15 protein-coding genes and 1 pseudogene are annotated in these 17583 nt (G+C 59.1%); 12 read left to right on the forward strand and 4 right to left on the reverse strand.

Annotated features, from left to right (window positions below; all coding sequences use genetic code 11):
* Positions 1–169: 169 nt before the first annotated feature.
* The 5 genes and pseudogenes from QOM10_RS31395 to QOM10_RS22920 form a co-directional block, all read left to right on the forward strand.
* Positions 170–1201, forward strand: a pseudogene (locus tag QOM10_RS31395) (cache domain-containing protein); the annotation flags it as partial.
* Between the two features lie 93 nt (positions 1202–1294).
* On the forward strand, positions 1295–2059 hold the full coding sequence (locus QOM10_RS31400; RefSeq protein ID WP_409347916.1) for a methyl-accepting chemotaxis protein: 765 nt from the start codon (positions 1295–1297) through the stop codon (positions 2057–2059).
* Positions 2060–2317: 258 nt separating this feature from the next.
* Complete coding sequence (locus QOM10_RS22910; protein WP_177413876.1) at positions 2318–3439, forward strand: glycosyltransferase family 4 protein; 1122 nt, start codon at positions 2318–2320, stop codon at positions 3437–3439.
* Positions 3432–4208 (forward strand): DUF2334 domain-containing protein, encoded by a 777-nt coding sequence (locus QOM10_RS22915; protein WP_150750366.1) that lies wholly within the window; start codon positions 3432–3434, stop codon positions 4206–4208. Before QOM10_RS22910 ends, QOM10_RS22915 begins: the two co-directional genes overlap by 8 nt.
* A complete protein-coding gene (locus QOM10_RS22920) occupies positions 4205–5203 on the forward strand; it encodes a YbhN family protein (RefSeq protein WP_150750367.1) in 999 nt (332 codons plus the stop codon). The genes QOM10_RS22915 and QOM10_RS22920 overlap by 4 nt, the downstream gene beginning before the upstream one ends.
* On the opposite strand, the gene QOM10_RS22925 is transcribed toward QOM10_RS22920, so the two are convergent.
* A complete protein-coding gene (locus tag QOM10_RS22925; RefSeq protein ID WP_174245079.1) occupies positions 5187–5363 on the reverse strand; it encodes a hypothetical protein in 177 nt (58 codons plus the stop codon). The genes QOM10_RS22920 and QOM10_RS22925 overlap by 17 nt on opposite strands.
* Before the next feature lie 86 nt (positions 5364–5449).
* A complete protein-coding gene (purU, locus tag QOM10_RS22930) occupies positions 5450–6298 on the reverse strand; it encodes a formyltetrahydrofolate deformylase (RefSeq protein ID WP_007912774.1) in 849 nt (282 codons plus the stop codon).
* 336 nt (positions 6299–6634) lie between these two features.
* Between purU and mvaT the strand changes: the two genes are divergently transcribed.
* Complete coding sequence (gene mvaT / locus QOM10_RS22935; RefSeq protein ID WP_007912775.1) at positions 6635–7012, forward strand: histone-like nucleoid-structuring protein MvaT; 378 nt, start codon at positions 6635–6637, stop codon at positions 7010–7012.
* Positions 7013–7109: 97 nt separating this feature from the next.
* On the opposite strand, the gene sbcB is transcribed toward mvaT, so the two are convergent.
* A complete protein-coding gene (gene sbcB / locus QOM10_RS22940) occupies positions 7110–8540 on the reverse strand; it encodes an exodeoxyribonuclease I (RefSeq protein ID WP_150774440.1) in 1431 nt (476 codons plus the stop codon).
* Between the two features lie 181 nt (positions 8541–8721).
* Between sbcB and QOM10_RS22945 the strand changes: the two genes are divergently transcribed.
* Genes QOM10_RS22945 through QOM10_RS22970 form a run of 6 tightly spaced genes read left to right on the forward strand, consistent with a single transcriptional unit; the run spans position 8722 to position 15441 of the window.
* Positions 8722–9447, forward strand: coding sequence for an RDD family protein (locus QOM10_RS22945; RefSeq protein ID WP_127929534.1), 726 nt, complete (start codon positions 8722–8724; stop codon positions 9445–9447).
* On the forward strand, positions 9444–10421 hold the full coding sequence (locus QOM10_RS22950) for a stage II sporulation protein M (RefSeq protein ID WP_316916992.1): 978 nt from the start codon (positions 9444–9446) through the stop codon (positions 10419–10421). Before QOM10_RS22945 ends, QOM10_RS22950 begins: the two co-directional genes overlap by 4 nt.
* Positions 10408–11955 carry a DUF4129 domain-containing protein gene (locus tag QOM10_RS22955; protein WP_316916993.1) on the forward strand — a complete coding sequence of 516 codons (1548 nt, stop codon included), beginning with the start codon at positions 10408–10410 and terminating at the stop codon, positions 11953–11955. The genes QOM10_RS22950 and QOM10_RS22955 overlap by 14 nt, the downstream gene beginning before the upstream one ends.
* On the forward strand, positions 11952–13115 hold the full coding sequence (locus tag QOM10_RS22960) for a DUF4350 domain-containing protein (protein WP_316916994.1): 1164 nt from the start codon (positions 11952–11954) through the stop codon (positions 13113–13115). The genes QOM10_RS22955 and QOM10_RS22960 overlap by 4 nt, the downstream gene beginning before the upstream one ends.
* The gene (locus tag QOM10_RS22965) at positions 13112–14113 is read left to right on the forward strand and encodes an AAA family ATPase (RefSeq protein ID WP_150750373.1); all 1002 of its coding nucleotides are present in this window, start codon (positions 13112–13114) and stop codon (positions 14111–14113) included. The genes QOM10_RS22960 and QOM10_RS22965 overlap by 4 nt, the downstream gene beginning before the upstream one ends.
* Positions 14110–15441, forward strand: coding sequence for a DUF58 domain-containing protein (locus tag QOM10_RS22970; RefSeq protein WP_316916995.1), 1332 nt, complete (start codon positions 14110–14112; stop codon positions 15439–15441). Before QOM10_RS22965 ends, QOM10_RS22970 begins: the two co-directional genes overlap by 4 nt.
* A gap of 107 nt (positions 15442–15548) precedes the next feature.
* Here the strand turns inward: QOM10_RS22970 and QOM10_RS22975 are convergent, their stop codons facing one another.
* Entirely contained in the window at positions 15549–17525 is a 1977-nt protein-coding gene (locus tag QOM10_RS22975) for a hypothetical protein (RefSeq protein WP_316916996.1), read from the reverse strand.
* Between the last annotated feature and the right edge of the window lie 58 nt (positions 17526–17583).

Below are 17583 nucleotides of genomic sequence, written 5' to 3' on the forward strand. Positions count from 1 at the left end.
CTTTGATTCTGCATGGCCGATAAAGAAGAGTGAGAGACCCGACCACAAGTCAGGCCGGACATTTCCCTAAGGAGAGACGGAAATATCAGCTTGTTTTCACCCTTGCCCATTTCGCGCGCCTCTATAAAAGCACGCCCTGGACATTAAGACCTTAGCGGAACCCCAAGCCATGAACAAAAATCTGCGCTTCAGCCATAAAATTTTGCTTGCCGCCGCCCTTATCGTCATTGCCGCCTTCGCCTCGTTTACCTTGTACAACGACTGGCTACAGCGCAACGCGATCCGCGATGACCTGAACAACTATCTCAACGAGATGGGTGAAGTCACCGCCGGCAATATCCAGACCTGGCTCACCGGTCGCATTCTGCTGATCGAGAACGCCGCCCAGAACATCGCCATCAACCCGGAACCGGCCAATGTCGCCAGCCTGCTGGAACAGAAGGCCCTGACGTCGACGTTCATGGCTTCCTACCTCGGCGATGCCACTGGCCACTTCACCATCCGTCCTGATGCGAAGATGCCCGACGGTTTCGATCCACGCGTGCGCCCTTGGTATAAAGGTGCCGAGAGCAGCAGCACCTCGACTCTGACCGAGCCGTACATCGACGCTGCCACCGGCCAGTTGATCATTTCCATCGCCACTGCCTCGAAGAAGGCCGGTCAGAGCGTCGGTGTGGTTGGCGGTGACCTGAGTCTGCAATCGCTGGTCGACACCCTCGCCGCGCGGGATTTCGACGGCATGGGTTATGTGTTCCTGATCAGCGCCGACGGCAAGATCCTCGTGCACCCGGACAAGGCTTTGGTGATGAAATCACTCAAGGAAGCCTATCCGCAGGATACCCCGCGCATCAGCAGCGACTTCAGCGAAGTCACCGTTGACGGCAAAACCCGCATCGTCACCTTCGCGCCGATCAAAGGCCTGCCGTCGGTGAACTGGTACATCGGTCTGTCGGTGGACAAGGATCAGGCGTTCGCAATGCTCAGCGAATTCCGCACCTCCGCAGTGATCGCGACAGTCATCGCTGTCGCGATCATCCTCGCGCTGCTCGGCATGCTGATCCGCATTCTGATCCAGCCGCTGCACGTCATGACCCGCGCCATGGAAGACATTGCCGATGGCGAAGGCGACCTGACCAAACGCCTGACCATCGTTAACAACGATGAGTTCGGCGTGCTGGGCACCGCATTCAACCGCTTCGTCGAGCGTATTCACGGCTCGATCCGCGAAGTGTCGTCGGCCACCGGGCAAGTCAACGAAGTAGCGCTGCGTGTGGTCGCTGCGTCGAACTCGTCGATGTACAACTCCGATCAGCAAGCTTCGCGCACCAGCAGCGTTGCCGCCGCGATCAACCAGCTCGGCGCCGCCGCGCAGGAAATCGCCCGCAATGCAGCACAAGCGTCGAATCAGGCCAGTGATGCACGCGGCCTCGCCGAAGACGGCCAGCAAGTGGTGGATCGCAGCATCAAAGCGATGAATCAGCTGTCGAGCATGCTCAGCGCGTCGAGCAGCAACATCGAATCGCTGAACAGCAAAACCGTGAACATCGGCCAGATTCTCGAAGTGATCACCAGCATTTCCCAACAGACCAACCTGCTGGCGCTCAACGCGGCGATTGAAGCGGCGCGTGCCGGTGAGGCCGGTCGTGGCTTCGCGGTGGTGGCCGATGAAGTGCGCAACCTGGCGCACCGCACCCAGGAATCGGCGCAGCAAGTGCAAACCATGATCGAGGAGCTACAAGTCGGCGCCCGTGAATCGGTAAGCACGATGAGCGACAGCCAGCGCCACAGTCAGGACAGCGTCGAGATTGCCAACCTCGCCGGGGAGCGCTTGAACAGCGTGACGCAGCGCATTGGCGAGATCGACGGGATGAACCAGTCGGTGGCCACCGCGACCGAGGAGCAGACCGCCGTGGTTGAGTCGATCAACGTCGATATCACCGAGATCAACACGCTGAACCAGGAAGGCGTGGAGAACTTGCAGGCGACACTGCGCGCGTGTTCGGATCTGGAGCAGCAGGCTTCGCGGTTGCAACAACTGGTTGGCAGCTTCCGCATCTGAAGATCAAGAGCCTTACCCCCTCACCCCAGCCCTCTCCCCCAGGGGGGCGAGGGGAAAGGGAGCCGATCTTCGTGCTGTTCAAAACCTGAGTTCGACTCGGTATTGCACGTCGGCGTAATTCGCTCAAACACCTCGGTCAGTCCCCTCTCCCTCCGGGAGAGGGCTAGGGTGAGGGTGCTCTTCAGCTCTACCGCGCAATCCCGACCGAACATCTATTCTTGATAAAGGTCAACCAAGGGAGAACCACGCAGCGGAGGGATGATCACCGTGCATATCGCCGACATCACCATGTTCTACGCCCCGGCCAGCGGTGGCGTGCGCACTTATCTGGATGCCAAGCATCGCCGGCTGGGAGTCAAACCCGGCATTCGTCACAGCCTGCTGATTCCCGGCGCGCACTTCGGTGAACACGATGGCGTTTATACGGTTCCCGCCCCCGCCCTGCCCTTCGGCAAAGGGTATCGCTTCCCGCTGCGCCTCGCGCCTTGGCGAAATGTCCTGCAGGATTTGCAGCCCGATCTGATCGAAGTCGGCGACCCTTACCTGACGGCCTGGGCCGCACTGGATGCGCGGCGACAACTGGATGTGCCGGTGATCGGTTTTTATCATTCGGATCTGCCGCTGCTGATCGGCAATCGTATGGGGCATTGGGTCACGCCGAATATCGAGGCGTATGTCACCCGGCTCTACGGCAACTTCGACCGGGTACTGGCGCCAAGCCAGGTGATGGCTGACAAACTCAGCGGACTTGGCGTGCGCAATGTCTTTGTGCAGCCCTTGGGCGTGGACCTGCAAACCTTTCACCCTGAAGCGCAGGACCGCAATCTGCGCGCAGAACTGGGCATCGCCGAGGACACGCGCCTGCTGATTTTCGCCGGACGCGGCTCGAAAGAGAAAAACCTGCCAGTGCTGCTCAACTGCATGCGACGCCTCGGCCCGCGTTATCACCTGCTGCTGGTCGGCTCATCGATGCCCGCCGTGGTGCCGGACAACGTCAGTGTGATCGACGAGTTCTGCCCTGCCTGGCGAGTCGCGCAATTGATGGCCAGTGCCGACGCACTGGTACATGCCGGTGATCAGGAAACTTTCGGGCTGGTGATTCTTGAAGCCATGGCCTGCGGCATTCCCGTGGTCGCCGTGGCCGCGGGAGCCTTTGAAGAAATCGTTACTGAGTCATGCGGCCTGCTCTGTGCGCCGAACAACCCGCAGGCTATGGCCAATGCCGTGCGCGAGCTGTTCAGTCGTGGCTGCGTGAGACTTGGCCAACAGGCGCGCGAACATGTAGAGCAGCATTACGCGTGGGATGCGGTGGTCGACAGCCTGCTCAGTCACTATCACGCCGTCCTCGGCCACGCACTGCCACGGGTGGCCAATGGCTGAGTCGATGAATCACCCTGCCGTGTTGCTGGTGCTGCACGATGTGGCGCCCTCGACATGGACGGATTACCAGCCGTTTGTCGCGGCCGTCGACGCAATGGGTCATGTGCCGATGACCTGGCTGGTGGTGCCGGACCTCCATCGACGCAACGCCCTTCAGGCTCACCCGTCGTTTCGTCGAATGCTCGATGAGCGCATCGCCCGTGGCGATGAACTGGCTCTGCACGGCTATTTCCATGACGACCTGGAGCCCGGCCCGACAACCCCGCGTGACTGGTTCATGCGCCGGATCTACACCCATGAAGGCGAGTTCTACGGTCTGCCCCCTGAAACCGCCCTCGCCCGCCTGCGCGCTGGCATCGAGTTGTTTCAGCGCTACGACTGGCCACTGCACGGCTTCGTCGCCCCGGCGTGGCTGATGAGCGACGGCACACGCCAGGCACTGCGCCAATTGCCGCTGAGCTACACCAGTGATCCGCAGTATCTCTACCGCTTGCCGGACTTCACCGCCATCAATGCCCCGGGCCTGGTCTGGAGTGCCCGCAGCGCCTGGCGCCGTGGCTTGTCAAAAATAGTCAGCGAGCAGCGGCAGCAGCGCTGGCGTCAGGCGCCGGTAATTCGGCTAGGCTTGCATCCGGTGGACATGCGCCATCGTTTCTCTCGTGATTACTGGTTGCACACCCTTGAACGATTGCTGGCGGAAGGACGAGTACCGATGACCAAAATGCACTGGCTCGCTCAACAGCGCGGCCTATTGGAACGCGCCGCATGAGTCGCGGCATCCTGTTATTGATCGGCCTGCTCGCGGCAGTGCTGATTCCGGTTGTGCTCGGCGGCAGCGAAACCTGGGTGCGCCTGCAAAACTTTCCGTTGCAATGGTTGCTGGTGATGTTCGGCATGATCCTGCTGTGCTGGGGCATCAATACCTTGCGTTTGCGTTTGTTGCTCGGCGATCAACGCGACCGCGTCACGCCGCTGAAAAGTCTTGGCGTGGTCATGGCCGCCGAATTCGCTTATTGCGCGACACCCGGTGGCAGTGGCGGGCCGCTGACGATCATGGCCCTGCTGGCACGATCGGGCGTGCGCCCGGCGCGGGGCAGCGCGGTGTTTGCCATGGATCAGCTCAGCGACTTGCTGTTCTTTCTCTGCGCCCTGAGCGGGATTCTGATTTATGCGCTGTTTCAGCATCTGAGCGATCGACTGGAATGGCTGCTGACCGTAAGCGCCGTGTCGTTGTTTGGCGGTCTGTTCAGTTGCGTGTTGGTCGCGCGCTACCACCGCGCGTTGATTCGACTGAGCGGGCGTCTGTTGGCAAGGGCCAACGTCAAGGTCAGCACCCGGCGGCGCTGGGCGCGCAAGTTGCTGCACTTTCTCGCGGCTTTTACCGACACGCTGAAGTTGCCCTGGCAGACACTGATCAAGGTCTTTGCGCTGACGTGCGTGCATTGGCTGCTGCGCTACAGCGTGTTGTATCTGGCGGTACGCGGTCTGGGCGCAGACTTGCAGTGGGCCTGGAGCTTTCTGGTGCAGATGCTGTCGCTGGGCGCCGGACAATTCAGCCTGCTGCCGGGCGGCGCGGGGGCGGCGGAACTGACATCGGCGGCACTGTTGGCGCCGATGATCGGAAAATCCACCGCAGCGGCGGCGATCCTGATCTGGCGGGTGGTGACTTACTACTTCTATCTATTGGTGGGTGGCCCGGTGTTTCTGTTGATGCTCGGGCGCCCGTTGCTGAAGAAACTGATGAATGTCAGGCAGGCTTCTTAGCTTCGTCCTGATCCTCTTTGAGTTGTTCCCACAACTCGGCGGCGCCGGGAAATTCGGTGCCATCTTCCGGGCTCATGTCTTCCGGATCGTAGCGGCTCAGGCAACCTTCACCGAGGGTCGCCGGGGCTTTGGATGTGGCTTTGTCCAATGGATCGCTCATGAGCTTTTCCTCGGGTCAGAAACGGCGAAGGGCCTGGAGCGATTGAACGCCCAGACCCTTCGTTTTTCAAGCCTGTTTGGTTTGAATCAGAACACCACAGTCTTGTTGCCGTGCACCAGCACGCGGTCTTCGAGGTGATAGCGCAGGCCACGAGCAAGCACCATCTTCTCGACGTCACGGCCGAAACGCACCATGTCTTCGATGCTGTCACTGTGGCTGACACGGACCACGTCCTGCTCGATGATCGGGCCGGCGTCCAGCTCTTCGGTCACGTAGTGGCAGGTCGCACCGATCAGCTTCACGCCACGCAGCGACGCCTGGTGATACGGCTTGGCGCCGACGAACGACGGCAGGAAGCTGTGGTGAATGTTGATGACTTTATGTGCGTATTCACGGCACATGTCCGGCGGCAGGATTTGCATGTAGCGCGCCAGCACCACCACTTCAGCATCGTGCTGTTTGACCAGCCGCGACACTTCATCGAAGGCCGGTTGCTTGTCCTGCGGATTGACCGGGACGTGGTAATAAGGGATGCCGTGCCACTCGACCATGCTGCGCAGGTCGTCGTGGTTGGAAATCACGCAGGAGATTTCGCAGTCCAGTTCATCGCTGTGCCAGCGGTGCAGCAAGTCAGCGAGGCAGTGGGATTCGCGGCTGGCCATCAGCACAACGCGCTTTTTCTGCTCGGTGTCGGTGATGCGCCAGTCCATCGAGAACTCTTCGGCGATCGGCGCAAACTTCTCGCGCAACACTTCAATACCGAAAGGCAGCGAATCGGCACGAATCTCGTGACGCATGAAGAACCAACCCACTTGATTGTCCGAGTGGTGGCTCGCTTCGGTGATCCAGCCGTTGTGGGCTGCCAGAAAATTACTGACTTTGGCAACAATGCCAACGCGGTCCGGGCAAGAAATCACCAGGCGGAAAGTGCGCATGAGGGGGAAACTCCAGAACTTCGCAAAGGCCGCCATTCTAGCGGCTGCGCGGGAAAACTGCAGTATTGATCAGCACGGCCCCGCTCAGGCTCGGCGCTACGAATGCTTGACGGGGTGATCGTCCACCTGACAGTGATCCCGTGGTATCGCTTGATCAGACAACTGTGAATATCTGTGATGACTGGGTCACACTATTTAACTGAATATTCAATAGATGGCAGTTTCTCGTAACTAATTTAAATAAAAACTCCGGTTAAATGTTTACTTGATGAAACAGCCTGACTATTATTGCGGCACTGTCCCCCTGCCATTCAGCACTCTACTAAGGTAGTAATCATGTCCTTGATCAACGAATACCGCGCCACCGAAGAAGCTATCAAAGAGCTGCAAGCCCGTTTGAAGAACCTGTCGCAAGACGACAAACTGCAAGCCGAGCTGGAATTCGAAGGCAAACTGCGCACCCTGATGGGCGAATACTCCAAGTCCCTGCGTGACATCATCGCGCTGCTGGACCCGGAAGCAAAAACCAAAGCAGTACGTGGCGGCGCAGTAAAAACTACCGGCACCAAGCGTGCCCGCAAAGTTAAACAATACAAAAACCCGCACAACGGCGAAGTCATCGAAACCAAAGGTGGCAACCACAAAACTCTGAAAGAGTGGAAAGCCAAGTGGGGCGGTGACGTGGTTGAAGGCTGGGCTACCCTGCTGGGCTAAGCCGCAACGCTTTCGCAGAGCGATCCGCGAAAAAACAAACGCCAGCGAATGCTGGCGTTTTTTTATGCACGGCATTTAAGCCCGGTCATGTTCGATTTCAAAGATTCAAACGTTTGCGCAATGCCTGGACATAATTCTGCCATTCATTGAGCACCTCACTCTGCAGCGGCGTGGCATTAAGTGACCATTGCTCTGCTGCCTCGCTAAAAGACTTCAAGGTATTCGGCGCGCCGTATTCAGGTGCGGACAACCGCTGCTGACAAAATATTCTCCAGCGTTCTTGCTCTTCGAAATTCAACGTCTCGGGAAAGTTACGCGCGCGATATCGAAAGAGTAATTCGGGCAAACGTTCGTCATCGAAAGGCCATTGCTCTTGCGCTAGTTGTGCCGGGTCGGCGCTCCTCACTTGCTCACATAGACGGCGGTCGCGATCACCGATAAATCCGTCGTACAACTGTTGTTCGGGATCCTCGCTCGGCGTGAAATCTTCGCTGGCATAAATTGCCGCAACTTTATCTTTCCAAACTTGTTGTGCGTCAGTTAGCCGCAGCGCTCGCTGTTGATACAGCGCCATGTCCAGCCCCAGACGCTGCTGATCCTGCGCGCGCAAAACCGCAAGCGGCGCCACCACCGGGCAACGGTTGATGTGAATCAGCTTGAGCGGTACCGGCAACTCGCCTTCCAGCAAGTCATCGCGACGCGTGTACAAACGCTGGCGCAGGGTTTGCGCGTCGAGATCCAGCAAACCCTGCGGGTCGAGGTGCAGGTCACAGACGATCAGTGCATTACGGTTTTTCGGGTGCCAGGCCAGTGGCAGCACCACGCCGACATAACTGCGTGCCGCCGAGAAACGCCCTGAAATATGCACCAGTGGCTGCAACAGGCGAATCTGGTCCATGACTTTCTGCTTGCTGCGCAACTGAAACAGCCAGTCATACAGCTTCGGCTGTTTTTCGCGGATCAACCGCGCCAGTGCGATGGTGGCGCGCACGTCTGACAAGGCTTCGTGGGCGTGACCATGATCGATATTGTTCGCCGCCGTCAGGCGTTCGAGCTTGAGCGTAACCCGGCCCTCGTCATCGGTCGGCCAGACCAGACCGTCAGGACGCAACGCGTAAGCAGCGCGCACCACATCGATCAGATCCCAGCGACTGTTGCCGCCCTGCCACTCCCGCGCGTAGGGGTCGAAGAAGTTGCGATACAGGCTGTAGCGGGTCATCTCGTCGTCGAAACGCAGCGTGTTGTATCCCGCGCCGCAGGTGCCGGGGGCGGCCAGCTGAGCGTGAACCCGCGTCATGAAATCCGCCTCGCTCAAACCCTTTTCGGCAAGCTGACCCGGGGTGATACCGGTGATCGCGCAGGCCGCCGGATGCGGCAGGATGTCTTCGCTGGGCTGGCAGTAGAGATTCACCGGCTCGTCGATTTCGTTGAGCGCATGGTCGGTGCGAATCCCGGCCACCTGCAACGGGCGATCGTTGCGCGGATTGATGCCAGTGGTTTCGTAGTCGTACCAGAAGATTGAAGTCACGGGCGGTTCCTGAACTGAAGATCGGCGAAGTCTAGGCGCTCGACCGCCGTCGCGGCCAGCCTTGAAACATTCAAACACCTTGCGGCAATCACTGTGCAATACATAGTTATGTCGTTTCCCCCCGAGAGGCTGCTAGCATCGGCCTCACTTGCACCCCGAACAGGCGAACATCAGGTAGCCCATGCTCGAGCCCACAGCACCGCCAAGGAAAGCACCGCTGGCCCCGCCGCTGGATACGCGGCATCAGGTCGAAACGCCGGAAGGCATCGATCTGCCGTTGCGGCCGGCCGGGCTGATGGTGCGTGCCGTGGCCTTTGCCATCGATCTGGGTATTCGCGGCCTGATCATGGGCGCGCTGTTCATCGCGCTGGCGTTTCTCGGCAAGCTCGGCATGGGTCTTGGTTCGCTGCTGCTGTTTGCGATCAGCTGGTGGTACATGGTGCTGTTCGAAGTGCTGCGTCAAGGCCGCTCGCCGGGTAAACAGTGGATGGGCCTGCGCGTGGTGCACGACGACGGCACACCGATTGGCTGGTCGGCCTCGCTGCTGCGCAACTTGCTGCGCTTTGTCGATCTGCTGCCCTTCGGCTACTTCCTCGGCGCGCTCAGTTGCCTGCAACACCCGACCTTCAAACGCCTCGGCGACATCGCAGCCGGCACACTGGTGGTCTACAGCGAACGCCCGTTGACCCGACCGCAACTGCCTGATGCCGAACCCCGGCGCTCGCCGGTCACCCTGACGCTCGCGGAACAACGCGCCGTGCTTGGCTTTGCCGAGCGCCAAGGTGAATTATCGCCAGCGCGGGTCAATGAGCTGGCTGCCTTGCTCGCGCAACCACTGCATATTTCCGCACCCAAAGCGGTCGTTGAACTCAACGGCATCGCCCGTGGTTTGTTGGGTACGTCATGAAGCAAAGCCTTTTCGAGACGCGTCACAAGGCCGAATGGGAGCGTTTTGCGCTGGCCCTCGAACGCCTCGAACGTGGCAAGGACACCTCACAAGTAGCCGGCTTCCCCAAGGCCTATCGACGGCTTTGCCAGCATCTGGCATTGGCCCGGGAACGTGGCTACAGCAGTTTCCTCATTGATTCGTTGCAACAACACGTGCTGCGCGGGCATCAGCAGTTGTACCGCCATCGCAGCCGCCTCGGCGCCAATCTGCTGAGTTTCATCCTCGCCGACTTTCCGCGTCTGGTACGTGCCGAATGGCCTTTTGTGCTGGCCGCGGCTTTGCTGTTCTTCGGCAGCCTGATCAGCGTCGGCGTGTTGGTGTATGTGTTTCCCGAACTGGTCTACAACCTGATCCCCGCCGATCAGGTGCGTGAGATGCAAGGCATGTATGACCCGGTCGCCGGCCACCTCGGGCGCCCCGCCGAACGCGCGGCCAGCGAAGACTGGGTGATGTTCGGTTACTACGTGATGCACAACATCGGCATAGCCTTTCAGACCTTCGCCAGCGGTTTGCTGATGGGCGTGGGCAGTGCGTTCTTTCTGTTCTACAACGGCATGGTCATCGGCGCGGTCGCCGGGCATCTGAGCGAGATCGGTTTTGGCCAGACCTTCTGGTCATTCGTCATCGCCCATGGCGCCTTTGAACTCACCGCCATCGCCCTCGCCGGCGCGGCCGGCCTGGAACTCGGCTGGGCCCTGATCGCCCCCGGACGGCTGACCCGCAGCGAAGCGCTGAAACGGGCGGCGCGCAAAAGTGTGCTGCTGGTCTGCGGGGTGATGTTGTTCCTGCTGATTGCTGCGTTTATCGAAGCCTATTGGTCATCGAAAACCAGCGTCACGCCGCTGACTAAATATCTGGTCGGCGCCGGGCTGTGGGCTTTGGTCGCGGTCTATCTGTTGTTCGCCGGAAGGACACGCCATGCGCCTGAGTGACGCCACCGTGGTGATCCGTCCGCGCACGACCTGGGAAGCCATGGACCTCGGCGTGCTGATGAGCCAGCAACATCGCCGTCTGCTGATGACCAGTTGGGCGATCGTCACCTTGCCGCTGTTCGCTTTGCTCAGCCTGTTGTTCTGGGATTCGCCGTCACTGGCGGTGTTTATCTTCTGGTGGCTGAAACCGGCGTACGAACGCCTGCCGTTGTACATCCTGTCGAAAGCGCTGTTCGGCGAAACGCCGACACTCAAACAAGCCTTGCGCCAATGGCCACGCCTGCTCAAACCGCAACTGCTGGCCAGCCTGACCTGGCGCCGCCTGAGTTTGAGCCGCAGCTTTCTGCTGCCGGTGGTGCAACTCGAAGGCCTCGACGGCAATGCCCGGCAACAACGCCTGCAGGTGCTGCTGCAACGCAACGCCGGCGCCGCGCAATGGCTGACCCTCATCGGTGTGCATCTGGAGACCGCGTTGTGGATCGGCCTGATGGTGTTGTTCTACATGCTGTTACCGCAGCAGATCGAAACGGATTGGGACTGGCAATCGCTGATATTCGCGGCGGATCACGATTGGCGCTGGCTCGAACACCTGACCAATGTTTTCTATGCGCTGGTGCTGGTGGTGTGGGAACCGATCTACGTCGCCTGTGGCTTCAGCCTTTATCTGAACCGCCGCACACAGCTGGAAGCATGGGATATCGAGCTGGTGTTCCGCCGCTTGCGACAGCGCCTGAACAACGGTGTATTGGGGGTGCTGCTGGCGGTCTGTCTGCTGCTGCCGAATGTGCCTTCGGCGTGGGCAGCCGAGCCTGATGACAGTCCACAGGCACCGCGACTGTTGAATCAGCCGCTCACCAGTCAGGCCTCCCGAGACAGCATCAAGGCGTTGCTCGAACAACCGCCGTTCAAGAACAAGGAATCCGTCACCCGCTATCGCTTTGGCGACGACCCGGCGAAACCTGCCGAAGCGCAAACACCGGGTGAAGCGCCGCAGTGGTTGAAAACCCTGCTGGGCTGGCTCGACGGGCAACACCTAAATCTGCTGGCGAAGATCATTGAAGTGTTGTTGTGGGGCGCGCTCCTGGCGGCAATCGGCTGGCTGCTCTGGCGTTATCGCGAGTTCCTGCAAGCTTTCGTCAGTCGCCGCCCGAGACTGCCTGCCAAACCGAAACGCGCGTTGCCGCAGCAAGCCTTCGGTCTGGACTTGAACCGAGACACCCTGCCTGACGACATCGCAGCCAGCGCCGAGCAACTCTGGCAAAGCCAACCCCGTGCAGCGTTGGGCCTGCTCTATCGAGGGCTGCTCAGCCATCTGCTCCACGATTTCGATCTGACCCTGAAGCCCGCCGACACCGAACTCCAAGTGCTCGCGCAAATCGAGCATTTACAACGTCCCGAACTGCTCGCCTTCAGCCGCAGCCTGACCGTCCACTGGCAGAACATGGCCTACGGGCATCGCGTGCCAGCGGCGCCTCTGCAGCAGGAATTGTGCGATGGCTGGCGCGCCTTGTTCGGCCCCGGAGCCGTCCGATGAGTCGCCGCACGGGATGGTGGGTCGCTGCGTTGGTCGCCCTGCTGCTGGGCGCGTTGAGCGTTTTCCTCTACCTCAAGGCCAAGCCTTATCAGGAAGAAATAGATCACGGCCCCTCACCCGCCGCGCAAGCCAATCCTTATCTGGCAGCCGAGCTGTTTTTGCGCGAGCGCGGCCTGAATGTCGGCCATGCCGAAAGCCTCGCGGAGCTCCCCGATATCGACCCACGCCGTCATACATTGCTGTTGTTCAACGACCGCTCGCAAATGACCCCGCGTCAGGTCGATCAGGTATTGAACTGGGCACGCGCCGGCGGGCGCCTGGTATTCGTCGCCGAATCACTGTGGGATGAGCAGACCAGACAGAGCAACGACCTGTTGCTCGACCGGGTGCAACTGCATCAATCCCTGAGCAAGGATCTGAAAGACTTACCTGCGGACGTCGAACCAGAGCGCTTCCCGAAACTGACCAAACTCTATCTGGAAGACGAAGACGCACCGGCCTACGCCGGTTTCGACACCGACTTCCACCTCGACGACCCGAAGAACCTCGCACAAGCCTGGGCCAACAGTGCCAAGGCCACGCACATGATGCAGCTGCCCTACAGCCTTGGCACGATCACCGTGGTCACCGACGCCGAGTTGTGGAAAAACAAGACCATCATCCAATACGACAACGCCTGGTTGCTCTGGTATTTGAGCGCCGACACCGACGTCACGTTGGTCTACAACACCGAGCACGACGGTCTGCTGACCTTGCTCTGGCGTTACTTCCCGCAAGCCATCGTCGCCCTGCTCGCCTTGATCGGCCTGTGGCTCTGGCACGTCGGTGTGCGCCACGGCCCACTGCAATTGCCCGCTCCGAGTGGACGTCGGCAATTGCAGGAGCACCTGCGCGCCAGTGCCGATTTCCTGTTGCGCCACAACGGCCAGCAAGCGCTGCTGCAAGCACTGCAACAGGATGTGCTGCGCCGCGCCCGCCGTCGCCATCCCGGCTTTGACCAATTGAACGTTGCCGAACAATGGCTGGCGTTGTCGCGCCTGACCCGGCAATCCACCCGCGCTATCAGCCAGGCCTTGAGCCCGGTGCCGAACCGGCGGATCTCCAGCGCCGATTTTTGCCGCCAGGTCGCCCACCTGCAAACCTTGAGGAACACGCTATGACCGAACAAATCGAGCCCGGCAGCGCCAGCCACGCCGCCCAGCAACGCCAGCGTGCCAGCCAGTTGGCGCAAGCGGTGCGCGGCGAATTGCAGAAGGCCTTGATCGGCCAGAATCAGGTGATCGACGACGTGCTGACAGCACTTATCGCCGGTGGCCACGTGCTGCTCGAAGGCGTGCCGGGGCTGGGCAAGACCTTGTTGGTACGTGCACTGGCCCGCTGCTTCAGTGGCGAATTCGCGCGGATTCAATTCACTCCGGATCTGATGCCCAGCGACGTCACCGGCCACGCGGTGTACGACTTGCAAACCGAGCAGTTCAAACTGCGCAAAGGCCCGTTGTTCACCAATCTGTTGCTGGCCGACGAGATCAACCGCGCACCGGCGAAAACCCAGGCCGCCTTGCTCGAAGCGATGCAGGAGCGTCAGGTCACGCTCGAAGGTCGCGCCCTGCCCATCGCGCAACCGTTCATGGTCCTGGCCACGCAAAACCCGATCGAACAGGAAGGCACCTATCCCCTGCCGGAAGCCGAGCTCGACCGGTTCATGCTCAAGGTACGCATGGACTACCCCGACGCCGATCAGGAGCTGAACATGGTGCGTCAGGTCTGTCGCTCGACCCGTGCCGACATGCTCGATGTGCAACCGCTGCGCACCGTGTTGCAAGCCAAGGATGTGCAAGCCTTGCAACGCATCGCCAGTGACTTGCCGCTGGACGACCAGGTCCTCGACTACGCCGTGCGCCTGGCGCGCAGCACGCGCACCTGGCCGGGGCTGACCCTTGGCGCCGGACCACGCGCCTCGATTGCCCTGGTGCGTTGCGCCCGTGCCCGCGCATTGTTGCGTGGCGGCGAATTTGTGATTCCCGATGACATCAAAGGCTGCGCGCTGGCCGTGCTGCGCCATCGCGTGCGCATCGCCCCGGAGCTGGACATCGAAGGTTTGCAGGTCGATCAGGTGCTCCAGCAACTGCTCGACCAGATTGCGGCGCCGCGTCTGTGAAACCCTCACGCCTGCTGTTGATCTGGCTGGCTGTGCTGCTGGTCATCGGCATTGTGCTGGGGACATTGCGGGCACTGGAGACCGATATCCCGGCCAGTCTGATCTCGATCAACTGGGGTTTGCTGCTGGCACTGTTGGCCCTGGCGGTGCTGGATGCGCTGCGCCTCAAACGTCTGCCGACGCCGCGCATCACACGTCAGATGCCCGGCAGTCTTGCGCTCGGCCGCTGGGGTGAAGTGCGCATGGAAGTCGAACATGACTTCAGCGAACCGATGCCCATTGAGCTGTTCGACCACCCGCCAGAAGGCTTGAGTTTCGAAAACCTGCCGCTGGCAACTCAATTGCAACCGGGCCAGCGCAGCCTGCTCGGCTATCGCCTGCGCCCGCTCAAACGCGGTCATTTCAGCTTCGTCCACTGCGAAATCAACCTGCCCAGCCCCTTGGGATTATGGTCAGGCAAACGCCTGCTCAGCGTCAGCGACCAGACCCGCGTCTATCCCGACTTCGCCCGGCTCTACGGCGGTGAACTGCTGGCTGTGGACAACTGGCTCAGCCAGCTCGGCGTACGCCAGCGGCAACGTCGCGGTCAGGGTCTGGAATTCCATCAACTGCGCGAATTCCGCGAAGGCGACAGCCTGCGCCAGATCGACTGGAAAGCCACCGCGCGCCAGCGCACGCCGATTGCCCGCGAGTATCAGGACGAGCGCGATCAGCAGATCATTTTCATGCTCGACTGCGGCCGGCGCATGCGCAGCCAGGACGATGAACTGTCGCACTTCGATCACGCACTCAATGCCTGTTTGCTGCTCAGTTATGTGGCCTTGCGTCAGGGCGATGCGGTGGGTTTGAGCACATTTGCCGGCGAGCAGCCGCGCTATCTGGCGCCGGTCAAAGGTAGCGGCCAACTGAACGTGCTGCTCAATGCGGTTTACGACCTTGAGAGCACTCAGCGTCCCGCCGATTATCAGGCTGCCGTCAATCAACTGCTGGCCCGACAAAAGCGCCGGGCACTGGTGGTGCTGGTGACCAATTTGCGTGATGAAGATGACGATGAACTGTTGAGCGCGGTTAGACGCCTGAGTGCGCAACATCGGGTGCTGGTGGCAAGCCTGCGCGAGGAGGCGCTGGATTCGATACGCCAAAGAGCGGTGCAAAACTTGCCCGAAGCGCTAGCTTATTGCGGGACGGTGAATTACCTGAACGAACGGGCAGAACTCCATGAGCGCTTGAGTGCTCATGGGGTTCCGGTGGTGGATGTTCGGCCTTTGGAGCTAGGGGCTGAAATGGTAACGCGATATCTAACCTGGAAAACAGCTGGCACTTTATGACGCAGAGCGTGACGAACTCCATGCTCAGAGGGGTCGCACACGTCAACTTACAACAACCCGCTACAAGTCTATAAAAGTACCATCATAACTATTTACAACCCTAAAGTTTAAAGTCTGCGTCCCAAGCGGCCAGGTCGCAGTACCATCTGCCTGGGTATGGTAAAATCAGCCCCCTCCGGCCAAGTGATGGCGATAAATACGCCGGGGGCGGGCTGATCCAGGAAAACCGAAGTAGCGCTAATAACATACTTGGAACCATGACCATCCTGAATTAGTTTTTTAGTTGCAGTGACCAGATTATGGCCCAACGACATCCGCAAATCCGATGAAACCCAATCAAAATCCTGAATCTCCAGTTTCAAAAAAAACTCCGTATTTTTAGAGGTCTTATTGAAGTCCAACTTCCAGGACAACCCTCGCTGGTCAAGTTGATGTATTACCTCCAGACCAGGTGTAACCTCAACACCTAGAATGTCAGGAGGCTCACCTTCCCATATGAGTTTTACACGGCGACCAATCAAGGGAGAGTCAGGTTCCAACGATAGATACAGAGTATGCGTGGCGCCGTGACAGGGATTGGCACCTTCGGGAAATTTAAAGGGAAACGTATCGAACACAAAAACAAGCTCATCGTGACTTATCACTTTGACTGGAAACGATGGCGAACTCGAAAACTCTGGAAATTTCGGCAAGGAAAATTGCAATTCAAAAGTACCGCTGTCGGCCTGATCACTCGTGATAACCCAACTCAACGAGGTCGTCCCATCCGCCATCGCACACGGTTGGCCCAATGGCGGATCAAAAACCAACCCTTGCCCCTCTGCACCAGGCGTGTATTCCAGAGCAAGAAAGCCACCCGGATCACCAATTAAAATGCTGTCCTCATAACTCAGGGTCAATGTACAGGTCTGCCCGACCATCAAGTCCGGTTTCACATCGGGCCATGCCATCCGCTGTCCATTAACGAGTGGGACGAAAGCATCTGACCAGTGTTCAATCAAACGCCCCTGCAATGACGGCGACGCCTCTAATTCGGGAATTTTGGGAAGGACAAACTGCAACGCGAAATGCCCGGCATCCGCTTGTTCGCTAGTGACTAGCCAGTTTAATGACGTTGTCCCCACAGCCATCGCACGCGGCAGCCCCAAGGGTGGATCAAATACCAGCCCCCGTTCCTCTGAGCCCGGTGCGTATTGCAGAGCAAGAAAGGCATCGGGCTCACCAATCAGTCCACTGTTTTTATACTCAAGGGTCAGCGTGCAGGTGTCTCCCACCATTAAATCCAGTTTGAGTGCAGACCAACTGACCGGCTGGCCATTGATCAGAGGTGTGAAACCGTCTGACCAATCTTTGATTAAACGCCCAGGTATGACCGGTGATTTCGATACGTCGGGTAACTTGGGAAGGGAAAACTGCAAAGCGAAAAGACTGATATCAGTGGGGCTGATCGTGATTTGCCAGCTCAATGAAGTAGTTCCCTCCTCCATCGCGCACAACTGCCGCAACGGCGGATCGAAAACCAGATCCCTGCCCTCTGCGCCTGGTACGTAATCCAGAGCAACAAAGCCGGAAGGATCACCAATGAGAAGATTATTTTCGTAACTCAGCGTCAGTGTGTATATCCGCCTCATCATTGAAATGAGTCTGGCTTCGGGCCATTCTACTTGCCGGTCGTTGAGGAGCGGAATGAAGCCGTCTGACCAGTTGCTGATCAATCGCCCCGGCATTAACGGTGACTTCGATAACTCAGGATACTTTGGAAGCGCGAACTGCAATTCAAAAAGACCGATGTCAGATGAGTCGCTCGTGATACGCCAATTCAATGAGGTAGTGCCCTCAGCCATCTCACATTCCTGTCCCAACGGCGGATCAAAAATCAAACCCCGCTCCGTGCCCGACTTGCACTCCAAAGCAAGAAAGCCTTCGTCCGTGCCAATCAACCAACTGTATTTATAGTCCAGCCCCACTGTGCAGGTTTCACCCTTCATCAGATTCAGTTTCACCTCATCCCAGTCGACTTTCTGGCCATTAACGAGAGGGGTGAATTCTTGCAGCCAAGTATTGGAATCAATAGATTTAGACATTTGATGGCACCAATTCAAATTCGAGAGCTTTTAATTCCCACCCGCTACATCCATAGTA

The organism is Pseudomonas sp. P108, from assembly GCF_032613195.1.
GTDB lineage: Bacteria > Pseudomonadota > Gammaproteobacteria > Pseudomonadales > Pseudomonadaceae > Aquipseudomonas.

Coding starts and splice junctions, on each gene's coding strand:
- QOM10_RS22950 (WP_316916992.1), top strand. CDS start 9,444: ATGAAGCAAAGCCTTTTCGAGACGCGTCACAAGGCCGAATGGGAGCGT.
- purU (WP_007912774.1), bottom strand. CDS start 6,298: ATGCGCACTTTCCGCCTGGTGATTTCTTGCCCGGACCGCGTTGGCATT.
- QOM10_RS22945 (WP_127929534.1), top strand. CDS start 8,722: ATGCTCGAGCCCACAGCACCGCCAAGGAAAGCACCGCTGGCCCCGCCG.
- QOM10_RS22955 (WP_316916993.1), top strand. CDS start 10,408: ATGCGCCTGAGTGACGCCACCGTGGTGATCCGTCCGCGCACGACCTGG.
- QOM10_RS22975 (WP_316916996.1), bottom strand. CDS start 17,525: ATGTCTAAATCTATTGATTCCAATACTTGGCTGCAAGAATTCACCCCT.
- QOM10_RS22960 (WP_316916994.1), top strand. CDS start 11,952: ATGAGTCGCCGCACGGGATGGTGGGTCGCTGCGTTGGTCGCCCTGCTG.
- QOM10_RS22965 (WP_150750373.1), top strand. CDS start 13,112: ATGACCGAACAAATCGAGCCCGGCAGCGCCAGCCACGCCGCCCAGCAA.
- QOM10_RS22925 (WP_174245079.1), bottom strand. CDS start 5,363: ATGAGCGATCCATTGGACAAAGCCACATCCAAAGCCCCGGCGACCCTC.
- QOM10_RS22920 (WP_150750367.1), top strand. CDS start 4,205: ATGAGTCGCGGCATCCTGTTATTGATCGGCCTGCTCGCGGCAGTGCTG.
- mvaT (WP_007912775.1), top strand. CDS start 6,635: ATGTCCTTGATCAACGAATACCGCGCCACCGAAGAAGCTATCAAAGAG.
- QOM10_RS31400 (WP_409347916.1), top strand. CDS start 1,295: ATGTACAACTCCGATCAGCAAGCTTCGCGCACCAGCAGCGTTGCCGCC.
- QOM10_RS22915 (WP_150750366.1), top strand. CDS start 3,432: ATGGCTGAGTCGATGAATCACCCTGCCGTGTTGCTGGTGCTGCACGAT.
- QOM10_RS22910 (WP_177413876.1), top strand. CDS start 2,318: ATGATCACCGTGCATATCGCCGACATCACCATGTTCTACGCCCCGGCC.